Annotated in this window: 9 protein-coding genes and 1 pseudogene; all 10 read right to left on the bottom strand. The window is 70.7% G+C overall.

Annotated elements, in window-relative coordinates; all coding sequences use genetic code 11:
- Positions 1 to 82 precede the first annotated feature (82 nt).
- The 10 genes and pseudogenes from E4N62_RS00390 to E4N62_RS00345 all read right to left on the bottom strand — a co-directional run bounded on the left by E4N62_RS00390 (position 83) and on the right by E4N62_RS00345 (position 12,187).
- Positions 83 to 1,495 carry an NAD-dependent malic enzyme gene (locus E4N62_RS00390; protein WP_230211419.1) on the bottom strand — a complete coding sequence of 471 codons (1,413 nt, stop codon included), beginning with the start codon at positions 1,493 to 1,495 and terminating at the stop codon, positions 83 to 85.
- 471 nt (positions 1,496 to 1,966) lie between these two features.
- Positions 1,967 to 4,264 carry a UvrD-helicase domain-containing protein gene (locus E4N62_RS00385; protein WP_230211418.1) on the bottom strand — a complete coding sequence of 766 codons (2,298 nt, stop codon included), beginning with the start codon at positions 4,262 to 4,264 and terminating at the stop codon, positions 1,967 to 1,969.
- 124 nt (positions 4,265 to 4,388) lie between these two features.
- The gene (locus tag E4N62_RS00380; protein WP_230211417.1) at positions 4,389 to 5,180 is read right to left on the bottom strand and encodes an anti-sigma factor; all 792 of its coding nucleotides are present in this window, start codon (positions 5,178 to 5,180) and stop codon (positions 4,389 to 4,391) included.
- 29 nt (positions 5,181 to 5,209) lie between these two features.
- Positions 5,210 to 5,785 carry a sigma-70 family RNA polymerase sigma factor gene (locus E4N62_RS00375; RefSeq protein WP_013003188.1) on the bottom strand — a complete coding sequence of 192 codons (576 nt, stop codon included), beginning with the start codon at positions 5,783 to 5,785 and terminating at the stop codon, positions 5,210 to 5,212.
- Between the two features lie 290 nt (positions 5,786 to 6,075).
- A complete protein-coding gene (locus E4N62_RS00370; protein ID WP_230211416.1) occupies positions 6,076 to 6,672 on the bottom strand; it encodes a CGNR zinc finger domain-containing protein in 597 nt (198 codons plus the stop codon).
- 274 nt (positions 6,673 to 6,946) lie between these two features.
- Positions 6,947 to 8,119 (bottom strand): uroporphyrinogen-III synthase, encoded by a 1,173-nt coding sequence (locus E4N62_RS00365; protein WP_230211415.1) that lies wholly within the window; start codon positions 8,117 to 8,119, stop codon positions 6,947 to 6,949.
- A 233-nt stretch (positions 8,120 to 8,352) separates the two neighbouring features.
- Positions 8,353 to 9,735 carry a NarK/NasA family nitrate transporter gene (locus tag E4N62_RS00360; protein ID WP_230211414.1) on the bottom strand — a complete coding sequence of 461 codons (1,383 nt, stop codon included), beginning with the start codon at positions 9,733 to 9,735 and terminating at the stop codon, positions 8,353 to 8,355.
- A 202-nt stretch (positions 9,736 to 9,937) separates the two neighbouring features.
- Positions 9,938 to 10,657, bottom strand: coding sequence for a beta-lactamase family protein (locus E4N62_RS48480; protein ID WP_230212336.1), 720 nt, complete (start codon positions 10,655 to 10,657; stop codon positions 9,938 to 9,940).
- Positions 10,658 to 10,793: 136 nt separating this feature from the next.
- Positions 10,794 to 11,233 (bottom strand): annotated as a pseudogene (locus tag E4N62_RS48475) (helix-turn-helix domain-containing protein).
- 150 nt (positions 11,234 to 11,383) lie between these two features.
- Complete coding sequence (locus E4N62_RS00345) at positions 11,384 to 12,187, bottom strand: hypothetical protein (RefSeq protein ID WP_230211413.1); 804 nt, start codon at positions 12,185 to 12,187, stop codon at positions 11,384 to 11,386.
- Positions 12,188 to 12,281 lie beyond the last annotated feature (94 nt).

Raw genomic sequence — 12,281 nt, 5'->3', positions numbered from 1 at the left:
CCGCCACACTAAAGGGCGGCGCAAGCCCTCCGGCCCCGCGACGCGCCGATGGGGCGGGCCGTGGCCACCGTCACAGCGGGCCTCAGGCCGACGCCCCCGCCTTCGCGGCCTCGCGCACCGCCCCGGCGACCGCGCCCGCGACCTTGTCGTTGAAGACGCTCGGGATGATGTAGTTCGGGTTCAGCTCGTCCTCGGTGACGACGTTCGCGAGCGCGGTGGCCGCGGCGAGCATCATCTCCGTGTTGACGGTCCGGGACTGGGCGTCGAGGAGACCTCGGAAGACACCCGGGAAGACCAGCACGTTGTTGATCTGGTTCGGGAAGTCGGAGCGGCCGGTGGCCACCACGGCCGCCGTCTGCCGGGCCACAGCGGGGTCGACCTCGGGGTCGGGGTTCGCGAGCGCGAACACAATCGCGTCGTCGGCCATGGCGGCCACGTCGTCGCCGTCGAGGACGTTCGGGGCCGAGACGCCGATGAACACGTCGGCGCCGCGCACGGCCTCCTTGAGGGTGCCCGTGAGGCCCTCGGGGTTGGTGTTGTCGGCGATCCAGCGCAGCGGCGAGTCTGTGGCGGCGTCGACCAGGTCGGCGCGGTCGCAGTGCACGACACCGTGGATGTCGGCCACGACGGCGTTCTTCACACCGGCGGCGATCAGCAGCTTGAGGATGGCCGTACCGGCCGCGCCGGCGCCCGACATGACCACGCGGATGTCCCCGATCGCCTTGCCCGCCACGCGAAGTGCGTTGGTGAGGGCGGCGAGGACGACGATCGCGGTGCCGTGCTGGTCGTCGTGGAAGACGGGGATGTCGAGAGCCTCGCGCAGGCGGGCCTCGATCTCGAAGCAGCGGGGCGCGGAGATGTCCTCCAGGTTGATGCCCGCGAAGCCGGGGGCGATGGCCTTGACGATCTCGACGATCGCGTCGGTGTCCTGGGTGTCCAGGCAGAGCGGCCAGGCGTCGATGCCGGCGAACCGCTTGAAGAGGGCCGCCTTGCCCTCCATGACGGGCAGCGCGGCCTTGGGGCCGATGTTGCCGAGGCCCAGCACGGCGGAGCCGTCCGTCACGACCGCAACGGAGTTGCGCTTGATGGTGAGGCGGCGGGCGTCCTCGGGGTTCTCGGCGATCGCCATGCAGACGCGGGCCACGCCGGGGGTGTAGATCATCGAGAGGTCGTCACGGTTGCGGATGGGGTGCTTGGACGCCATCTCGATCTTGCCGCCGAGGTGCATCAGGAACGTACGGTCGGACACCTTGCCGAGCGTCACGCCCTCGATGTGGCGCAGCTGCTCGACGATCTCGTCGGCGTGCGCCGTGGAGGTGGCGGCGATGGTGACGTCGATGCGGAGCTTCTCGTGGCCGGACGCGGTCACGTCGAGGCCGGTCACCGAGCCTCCGTGGGACTCGACGGCTCCGGTGAGCTGGGAGACCGCGGTTCCGCTCGCGGGCACCTCCAGCCGGACCGTCATCGAGTAGGAGACGCTGGGCGCCGTTGCCATGGCCGACTTCCTCTGCTTTCGCGTACTGCTGCTACTGCGTTTGCTGCGTTTTGCCGTCCGATCGTCGCACCTACCGTCGAGTAGGCGTTAGCCGTCCGGGGTTGAGAACGTTTTGTTCTCAACGAGAAGAGGTCCACGTCACATTCGACGTGGACCTCTTCGTACGGTCAGTGGCACCGACCCGCCATGCTCGCCTCGCGGCAAGTGGTCGCTCGTAGCGACGAAGGTTGGGCCCGGGGGCTTGGATCGAGCCGGTGCCATCGTCAAGGCTAACAGGCGCCTCGGAGTTCGGGGAGTTGATGGTGCGTCGGCGGGTGCGGGTGGTGTGTGGTTGCTCGCGCCCACGCGGCGGAGCCGCATATCGGCACAGCCCCGCGCCCCTTGAAAGCAGGGGGTCTCGCCCGGTGCTTTTCAGGGGCGCGGGGAACTGCGCGAGAAGCCCCACGCGCCCGCGGACGACCGACTACCCACTCAGTCGCGCAACAGGTCCGGGACCCCCATCGCGTCCGGGTCGTCCCGTTCCGCCGAGACGACCGTCAGCTGCTGTGTCGCCCGGGTGAGTGCGACGTACAACACACGCAGCCCCGCAGGGGACTCGTCCGCGATCTCCGCCGGGGAGACGACCACCGTGGCGTCGTACTCCAGGCCCTTCGCCTCCAGGCTGCCGAGGGCCACCACCCGGTCGCCGAGGCCGGCCAGCCAGCGGGCGGCCTCGTCCCTGCGGTTCATGGCGACCACGACGCCCACCGTGCCGTCCACGAGGTCCAGCAGGCGGGCCGCCTCCGCGCGGACCGTGCGGGCCAGGGTGTCGCGGGCGGCCGTGACGAAGCGGGGCCGCACTCCGGTGGAGCGAACCGCCGACGGGGACTCGGAGCCGGGCATGGCCAGGGCCAGCACCTTCGCCGCCAGCTCGGCGATCTCGGCCGGGTTGCGGTAGTTGACGGTGAGGGTGAAGCGGCGGCGCGGGCGGGTGCCCAGTGCCTCGTCGCGGGCCTCGGCCGCCTCGTCCGGGTCGGACCAGGACGACTGGGCGGGGTCGCCCACGACCGTCCAGGTGGCGTGGCGGCCGCGGCGGCCCACCATCCGCCACTGCATCGGCGTCAGGTCCTGCGCCTCGTCGACGATGACGTGCGCGTACTCGGTCCGCTCCTGCGCCAGCCGCTCGGCCCGCTCCCGCTGGGTCTCCTCGCGTACCGGCATCAGCTCCTCCAGGCCCGTGAGCTGGTCCAGCGGGTCGAGGTCGCGCCTCTTCCTGGGGCGGGCCGGGAGGCCGAGGATCGCCTGGAGTTCGTCGAGCACGGCGACGTCGTGCACGGACAGCCCGTCCCGTTTCAGGGAGCGGGCGACGCGGCGGACCTCACCCGGGTTGAGGATGCGGCGCGCCCAGCGGCCGAGGCGGCGCTCGTCGGCCATGGCGGTGAGCACCCCACGCGGGGTCAGCTCGGGCCACCAGGCGTCGAGGAAGGCGATGAACTCGTCCTCGGTCGTGATGTCCTCGTCGAAGGAGGAGCGCAGTTCGGCGGCCAGCTCGGGGTCGCTGTGGCGGCCCGCCGCGCCCGAGCGGTCCCAGAGCGCGTCCAGCAGCAGCTTGCGCGCGCGGGGGCGCAGCAGGTTGACCGGGGCCGTGCCGCTGAGCGCGGTGCGGCGGACGCGGTCCAGGTCGGGGGCCTCCAGCTCCAGGCGGCGGCCGAAGGCGACGACCCGGAGGCGGGTGGGCGCGTCGCTCGACTCCAGGGCGCCCCGGGCGGCCTTCCGCAGCACCTTGAGCATGCGGTACGAGCCCTTGGCGCGGGCCACGGCCGGGGAGTCGTACAGCGTGGCCTCGGCGCCGTCGACGAGCGAGCCGATGGCGCGGATGGCGACCTGGCCCTCCTCGCCGAGGGAGGGCAGGACGCCCTCGGTGTAGGCGACGAGCAGCGGGGTCGGGGAGACGATGAGGATGCCGCCCGCGTACCGGCGCCGGTCCTGGTAGAGGAGGTAGGCGGCGCGGTGCAGGGCGACGGCCGTCTTGCCGGTGCCGGGGCCGCCCTCGACGTAGGTCACGGAGGCGGCGGGGGCGCGGATCACCAGATCCTGTTCGGCCTGGATGGAGGCGACGATGTCACGCATGGTGTGGCTGCGGGCCTGGCCGAGGGCGGCCATGAGGGCTCCGTCGCCGATGACGGGCAGTTCGCCGCCGTCGAGGTGGGCCGTCAGCTCGGGGCGCATCAGGTCGTCCTCGACGCCGAGCACCTTGCGGCCCTTGGAGCGGATGACCCGGCGGCGGACGACGCGGCCGGGGTCGACCGGCGTCGAACGGTAGAAGGGGGCGGCCGCCGGGGCCCGCCAGTCGATGACCAGCGGGGCGTACTCCGAGTCCAGGACGCCGATCCGGCCGATGTGCAGGGTCTCGGCGATGTCGGCGGTGTTGTCGGGGCGCACCGCGCCCTCGGCGGGTTCGACGGCGGTGTACGCGCCGTCCGGGCCCTTCTTGCCGTCCTTGCCCTGCAGCAGGTCGATCCGGCCGAAGAGGAAGTCCTCGAACTCGTTGTTCAGACGGTTCAGGTGGACGCCCGCCCGGAAGACCTGGGCGTCCCGCTCGGCGAGCGCGCCGGGGGTGCCGACCTGACCGCGCTTGGCCGCGTCGTTCATCAGGAACTCGGCCTCGTGGATCTTCTCCTCGAGACGCCGGTAGACCCGGTCCAGATGTGCCTGTTCGACGCCGATCTCCTTCTCACGCACCGAGTCGTGAGCGGAGTCGAGCGTTTCCTGCTGAACCTGAGCGGCCACCCGGGCCCCCTTCTGACGTGCTGGGCAGCCGTCCACCGTACGCGAAAAGGACCCCGACAGGCTATGTGCCCGACCGAGGTCCGTCCGCTGTTCGCCGCGAGCGTGTCCGTTTCGCCTGGACGCGTTACGCCTTGACCGAGACGAGCTTCTTGCCGCTGAAGGTCAGGACCTCGAAGTGGTCGATCTCGTCGGGGGTGAAGGCCGCGCCGCCGTGGACGTAGAGCGGGTTCTTGGCCTGCTCGGTCGTGGCGTTCTTGATGCCGTAGCCCCACTTCGGGACGGACCAGGAGGTGACCGTCTCACGCTCGCCGTTCTTGCCGACGGCGATGAGCGAGCACTTCTCCGGACCCTTGACGTTCTTCAGCTCCAGCACCGCGTGCGTGCCCCAGGCCTTGGTCTCCATGCCGACCGTGGCGGTGACCTGGGTGGAGGCGTCGGTGGACGAGACCTTGTCCGACGCGGGCATGTTGTCGAAGGAGTCCTTGGCCGGGGTCGCGATGACCGTCCGGCCCGTCTTCGCCTCGTCCCCGCCGCCCGTCGTCGCGAACACCGCCGTCGGGCCGCCGACGATCAGGGCCACGCCGGCCGCCAGCATGAAGAAGTTCCGTCGGCTCTTCTTCGCCCGGTGCTGGACCACCTCGCCGACGAGCCGGTCCGCGAGACCGGTGGTCGGTTTCACGGACAGCGACTCGCCGATCGCGGGCGTTCCCTGGGCCGCGGGCAGGTCCGCGAGCGCGGCCAGCATCGGTTCCATGCCGGCCAGCTCGTCGAGCTGTTGTCCGCACCACTCGCACGTGGCGAGGTGCATCTCGAACTGTGTGGCCTCGGCGTCGTCCAGTATCCCGAGGGCGTACGCGCCGACGGTCTCGTGGATGTTGTCGCCGGAACCTTGGGCTCCTTGCACAGATCCGGGCATTCCCGGTCCATACCCCCCGTAGATGTTGCTCATGCCGTCACCCCGCGCTCCTCTAGAGCCAGCTTCATCGACCGCAGGGCGTAGAACACCCGGGAGCGGACGGTGCCACTGGGGATGCCAAGCGTCTCGGCCGCCTCATTGACCGTACGCCCTTTGAAATAGGTCTCGACCAGGACCTCCCTGTGGGCAGGGGTCAGGTCGTCCAGCGCGTCCGACAGTGTCATCAGCCACAACGCCTTGTCGATCTCGTCCTCCGCGGGGATGACCTCCAGCGGCGACGGGTCGACCTCCTGCGGCCGGGCCTGCCGGCTGCGGTGGCCGTCGATGACGATGCGGCGTGCGACCGTCACCAGCCAGGGGCGTACCGATCCGGTCGCTCGATTGAGCTGACCGGCGTTCTTCCAGGCCCTGATGAGAGTTTCCTGCACAACGTCCTCGGCACGCTGGCGGTCGCCCGCGACCAGACGCAGCACGTACGCGAGCAAGGGTCCAGCGTGCTCGCGGTACAGCGCGCGCATCAGCTCCTCGTCCGGCTCTGAGGGCTGTGATGCGCGATGTCGTGCCCTGTGCGGGCGTTCATCGGCCACAGCGGAATCCTTGCGCACGGCTACCTCCGGTGTCCGGGGGTTCCCCCAGTCGGTCGCTCACATCGGGATACGTAGGTAACCAGTTGTGTGTTCAGAGTTGAGCCACAACTTTCTCGATTAAACGTGGGAAGGATGAGGCAGGTGGGGGACAAGTGTGACCATATCCGTGCTTAAACCGGCACGCAGGGACGGGAATTGTGAAGACACCCGCATGGCGATGTGAAAAACAGCACTGCTGCTTCTTTACGGCTACCCGGGGTTTGCCCAACCATCGGGCAGGGTAAGGCGGATGGGCATTTCGGTCCCAACTACGCGCGGGCGCGGGCCAGATCGGCTCGGCGGCGGTGCCGGGCCACGCGTTCGCGGTTGCCGCAGATCTCGCTGGAGCACCAGCGGCGGCGCCGACCGCGGGAGGTGTCGACGTACACCACGGGGCAGTTGTCGCCGGCGCACTGGCGCAGGCTCGCGCAGGCGACCGGGTCCGTGAGCAGCTCCACGGTGTCGCGGGCCAGCACGGCGAGCAGGGCGGCGCACTCGGGGACGCGGTCCAGCGCGCGGGTGAGAGTGCCGTCGGGGGCGCGGACGGCGCGGAGGGCCGGAGTCGCCGCGCGGGCCAGGTCGTTGACCCTGGCGAGGGAGATGTCGACGGCGCGGGGTCCGGGGCGCGGTCGGGGGTGGGGCGCACCAACTGGTCGATGTGGCCGCGGAGTTCTCTGAAGCCGACCAGCCAGTGGGGGTGATGTGGTCGAGGGGGTGGTCTCGGGGACCAGGTGGGCGGCGGTGATCCAGGTGCGCAGGCCGGTGGGGGTGTCGAGTTGTTCCTCGGGGTGGGTGGTGGTGAGGAAGTCCAGGCAGAGGTGGCCGCAGTCGAAGCGAGGGGCTGGGGTGTGCCATGTGCCTGTCACCGCCCTGGGGTTGTCGGTAAGCAGAGGTGCGTTTGAGGGGTACGTACCCCTTACAGTGCCTGGGCGCACGTGATGGGGAAGCCTCCGGTTCTTGGCCGGTTCCTCCGCCCCCGCCGCCCCTACCCGTCCCATCCCAGGGGCTGCGCCCCTTCGACCCCCAGACGTCCGCCCGGTGGGGGTTCTCGCGCAGTTCCCGCGCCCCTGAAGGGGCGCGGGGAACTGCGCGAGAACCCCCACGTACCCGCAGTCGAAGTCCCTGCCGCGCCGTTCCCGCCTACGCGTCGTACTTCGCGTCCGCCGCCGGGTCCAGAGCCAGGCGGTAGCCGCGTTTGACCACCGTCTGGATCAGTTTGGGCGTGCCGAGGGCCGTGCGGAGGCGGGCCATCGCCGTCTCCACGGCGTGTTCGTCGCGGCCGGCGCCCGGGAGGGCGCGGAGCAGGTCGGAGCGGGGGACGACCCAGCCGGGCCTGCGGCAGAGCGCGCGGAGCAGGGACATGCCGGCCGGGGGGACGGGGCGCAGGGCGCCGTCGACGAGGACCGCGTGGCCGCGGATCTCCACCCGGTGGCCGGCGATGGGCAGCGTACGGGCGCGGCCGGGGAGTTCCTGGCAGAGGAGTTGGACGAGGGGCCCGAGACGGAAGCGTTCGGGCTGGACCGTGTCCACACCGTGGGCCTGGAGGGGAAGCGCCGTCACCGGGCCCACGCAGGCGGGCACGACGTCGTGGTTCAGCGCGTTGAGCAACTCCGGGAGCAAGCCCCGGTCCTCGGCGCGGGAGAGCAGGGACGCCGCCGCCGGGGCGCTGGTGAACGTCAGCGCGTCGAGGCCGCGGCTGACCGCCGAGTCGAGGAGACGGTCCACCGGAGTGATGTCCTCCGGCGGCATCCAGCGGTAGACGGGGACGCCCACGACCTCCGCTCCCGCGGCGCGCAGTGACTCCACGAAGCCGGGGAGCGGTTCGCCGTGGAGCTGAATGGCGACCCGTCGGCCTTCCACACCGTGCTCCAGCAGACGGTCCAGTACTTCGGCCATCGATTCGGAGGAAGGGGACCACTCCTCCGTAAGACCCGCGGCCCGGATCGCACCCTTCACCTTCGGTCCGCGCGCCAGGACTTCGACGCCCCGCAGTCGGTCGAGCAGGGCTTCGCCCAGGCCCCAGCCGTCCGCCGCCTCGACCCAGCCGCGGAAGCCGATAGCCGTCGTCGCCACCACGATGTCGGGGGCCTGGTCGAGCAGGTCCTTCGTCGCGGCGAGCAGTTCGCTGTCGTCCGCGAGCTGCACGATGCGCAGGGCGGGGGCGTGCAGGACCGCGGCTCCGCGGCGCTGGAGCAGTGCCCCGAGTTCGTCGGCCCTGCGGGCGGCGGTGACGCCCACGGTGAACCCCGCGAGCGGCCCGTGTTCGGTCCGCGCCTCCCGGTCCGTGCGGTCCGTCCGGTCCATCCGATCCATCAGAACCGTCCTGTCTGGTCGATCGGCTCGATCTGATCGCTCGGGTCGCTGCTGTTCGTCGTACATGGCTCTCGTCCCGCAGTCGAGTCGTTGCACTCAGTCGAAGCTCTGTGCGTGCGGGTGCACCGACTGGTGGACCCACATGCCGAACGAGCCTGTCAACGGCGCGTGACAGGCTCGGTTCGGCTTGATGTCGCTGGTGTTACGTCGCCCGTGTCACGGCATGGGTGATGTCACACCTCGGCGTAGCTGAGCTGCGGCTTCGATTCCGTCGTGGCGGTGGTCGCAGCCGTGTTCGAGACCGTTCGGCGAAGGTATACGGCCCAAGTCACCGCGAAGCAGAGCCCGTAGAAGGCGAGGAAGGCGATGAAGGCGCCGGTGCCGGAGCCCACGGAGAGGAAGGACTGCCGGAAGGCCAGGTTGATGCCGAGGCCGCCGAGGGCGCCCACCGCGCCGATGAGCCCCATGGATGCACCGGACAGGCGTCGACCGTACGAGGCGGCGGCCTCGCCCGTCAGACCCATGGCGACGGCCTTGGTCTGGAAGATGCCCGGGATCATCTTGTACGTCGAGCCGTTGCCGAGCCCGGTGAGCACGAACAGCGCGATGAACGCCACGCTGAACAGCGGCAGCGACTCCCGCATGGAAGCCACGACGATCACGCCGGTGGCCGCCATCATGGCGGCGAAGTTCCAGAGGGTGATCTTCGCGCCGCCGAAGCGGTCGGCGAGCCAGCCGCCCACGGGACGGATCAGCGAGCCCAGCAGCGGGCCGATGAAGGTGATCGAGGCCGCCTGCAGGGGTGTACGACCGAACTGCGTCTGCAGCACGAGGCCGAAGGCGAAGCTGTAGCCGATGAAGGATCCGAAGGTGCCGATGTAGAGGAAGGACATGATCCAGGTGTGCCCGTCCTTCACCGCCTCCAGGGCAGCTCCGGTGTCGTTCTTCACCGACGAGATGTTGTCCATGAAGAGGGCGGCGAAGAGGGCGGAGATGAGGATGAGCGGGATGTAGATGCCCAGCAGCAGCCGCGGGCCGCCGCTCGCCCCGATGACCGCGAGCCCGATCAGCTGCACCACCGGCACGCCGATGTTTCCGCCACCCGCGTTGAGACCGAGCGCCCAGCCCTTCTTCCGCAGCGGGAAGAAGCTGTTGATGTTGGTCATGGAGGAGGCGAAGTTACCGCCACCGATGCCCGCCAGCACCGCACAGAGCATGAACGTGGAGTACGAGGTGCCCGGCTCCATCACGATGTACGCGGCGATGGTCGGGATGAGCAGCCCACTCGCCGTGATGATCGTCCAGTTGCGGCCGCCGAAGCGGGCGACGGCGAAGGTGTACGGCACGCGCACGATCGCGCCGACCAGGGTGCCCATGGCCACGAGGAAGAACTTGTCGGCGGGAGTGAGCCCGTACTCGGGGCCCATGAAGAGGACCATCACCGACCAGAGGGTCCAGATGGAGAACCCGATGTGCTCGGAGAGCACAGAGAACCAGAGGTTCCGCCGGGCGACCTTCGCGCCTGTCTCGTTCCAGAAGGCCTCGTTCTCCGGATCCCAGTGTTCGATCCAGCGGCCTCCCCTGCTTGCGGCGGGGGCTGTGCTCGGGGCTGTCATGACGCCTCCACGTTCTCCGGGCTCCGGTGTCGCGATGCGGTGATGAGGGGTGATGAGTCCCGAAGGTAGGGAGAGCGCGTTTCCTGGCTGTGGCACCGGGTGACCGGAAAGGAACTTTGCTCTCACGAGCGGGCGGACCGGCCGGTGAGGAATCGGTGAGCGGGGCGTCATACCGGGTCGGCACCTGGCGGATACCCGGTGGTCACGCCACCTTCGGCGCCGCCCTCATGCCAATGTAGGCGCACCGCGTGCCGTCGCTCAGCGTGGCGAAGACCACAGGCATCCAGTCCTCCGCGAACGAGGCACCGCCGCCCGCACCGGCGAACACCGTCTCCGACAGGGGCACGAGGTCCATCTCCAGGTCCGGCGAGTATCCGACCATGCCGTCCACGAAGGCGTACGTGAGGTGCGGTGTGCCGTTCCTCTCGCCGATCGTGATGACGACTCCCTCCCTCTTGTACGTACCGGTCCAGGGCGTGATGTCGACGGTGGGCGGTTCGGCGGGCGGGGCGAACGGGGCGGGCAGGGTGATTCCGGCCAGCTCCGCCAGCAGCTCGCGCAGCAGGTCGGCGTAGAGGAGGCGGGAGGAACCGCCGTTGGTGAGCAGCGCGACGGCGACGCCCCGGGTGGGCACCACGCGCAGGAAGGCGTACTGGCCGGTCGCGGCGCCGTCGTGGCCGTAGCCCGGGACGCCGTCCCAGTCGTAGAGCGTCCAGCCGAGGCCCCAGCCGTCGGCGCTGACCGTCCACTTGTCGGGGACGTCGGTCTCGCGGGTCTGCATGGCCGTCACCGTCTCGGGGCTGAGGACGCCGGCGCCGCCGTCGAGGTGGGCCTTGGCGGAGGTCCCAGACCGGGGCCGGGATCTGCGTCCCGTCCTCCCCCGGTGCGCGGCCGTCGCCGCGTCCGTCCTGCGCGGCGACACGGAACACTGTACGCACTGCGAACAGTGTGCGCAACAGAGAACGGCGTACCCCGGTGGGCGAGCAGAAGGCCGCGCACGGCGACTGCCGGGCGCGGCCTCGGGGGTGGGGGGAGCCAACGGCTCCGGGCGGCGGCTGTCAGTCCCCCGCCCGGCCGTTCGCGTCCGGCTCCGTGCCGTGTCTGAGTTGCTCGGTGATCCGGACGAACGCCGCCCGGAGGTGTTCCGGGATGCCCAGGGCGGTCGCCGCCTGCTCGGCGGAGAGGGCGTGGCCGCCGGCGTGCCGGGCCCGGGCGGGGCCGGGGGCTGGGGCAGGTCCTGTTCGGTCAGCCTGCCCGAGCGGATCAGGACGTCGCGCACCGGGACGCCGAGCGCCCGGGACAGACCGCGCATCGTCTCCAGATCGGGCATGCTCTGCCGCTGCAACAGCCGGGTGATGGCCGCCCGGTGCACCCCCGCGTCCTCGGCGAGCCTGGTCTTCCCACCGCCGCGCGGGCTGTCGATGTCGTACCCGCGCGCCCGCATCACGCCTTCCATCCAGGCCGCGAACGCGTCGATGTGTCCGGCATCGCTCTTCATGGTCGACGCTCCTCCTCCGACCGGAACCGGCCCCGAGCCGGCCCTCCGGTCGATGTAGTCGTCACCGCTCCGCCGCTTGGTTGCCCCGGGACACAGCGGTGGGGGTGGGCCCCCGACCGCGGCCCACCCCCACCGACGTACCCGGGCGCGTCAGCTCGACGACTCGCCCACGTAGCTGAGCCGGTCCGTGCCGCCCTTCTCCCAGGTGATGATCACGTCGTCGCCGGAGCGGCGGACCGTGGCGAAGGTGACGTCCTCGTCGGCGACGTCCTTCGAGGCCATGGGCGTCAGTGCCATACGGAAGTTGTTCTCGTCGCGGTACTTGCCGACGCCGGTCATGATGCCCTTGCCGCCGACCATGTCGATGTAGGAGAGGATGTGCTGCCCCTTGTTCTCCCCGATGGTCTGCTCCGCGCGGATCGTCAGGGTCCTGAGTTCGTCGTCCTGCCACTGGCCCTCGACACCCTTGGCGGGCGCGGTGCTCGAACCGCCGTCGTCCAGACCGCCGTCGGGCGTTCCGAGGCCGTCGTCGGTGGCGTCGTCGGTGGCCTCCTCCGTCGGGGTCGCCGCGTCGGTCTCCGAGGCCGAGACGCTCTGCCGGGGCTTGGCCGTGGTGTCGTCGTCCCCGTCGCCGGTGAGGAGGAAGATGCCCCCGCCGATCACGGCGAGCGCCGCCACGGCGGCCACGACGATCATCGCGACTTTGCCTCCGCTACCGCCGGAGGGCGGAGGCGGAGGCGGATAACCCCCGTACTGCGGGCCGTAGTTCGGCGCCCCCGGTGCCCCGTACGGCGGCTGCCCGCCGACCCCGAACGGCTGTTGCGGAGCCGGCGCGTACGGGTTCGGCGGCTGGCCGGGCACCTGGCCCGGGGGCGGGTAGGCCCCCGGGTACGGCTGCTGCGGCGGCTGGGCTCCGTAACCGTCGTACGGTGGCTGGCCGGGAGGCTGGGTCATCGGCGGGTGTCACTCCTTGAGTCGCTTCGGCGAGGCGAGCAGTGCGCGGAACACCTGCCTCAAGCGAGCCCAACATCCAACACCCGGTCAGTCG

This window comes from Streptomyces sp. MNU76, from assembly GCF_020982545.1.
In the GTDB taxonomy this organism is placed as follows: domain Bacteria; phylum Actinomycetota; class Actinomycetes; order Streptomycetales; family Streptomycetaceae; genus Streptomyces.
This window is presented reverse-complemented; position numbering and strand designations above follow the sequence as displayed.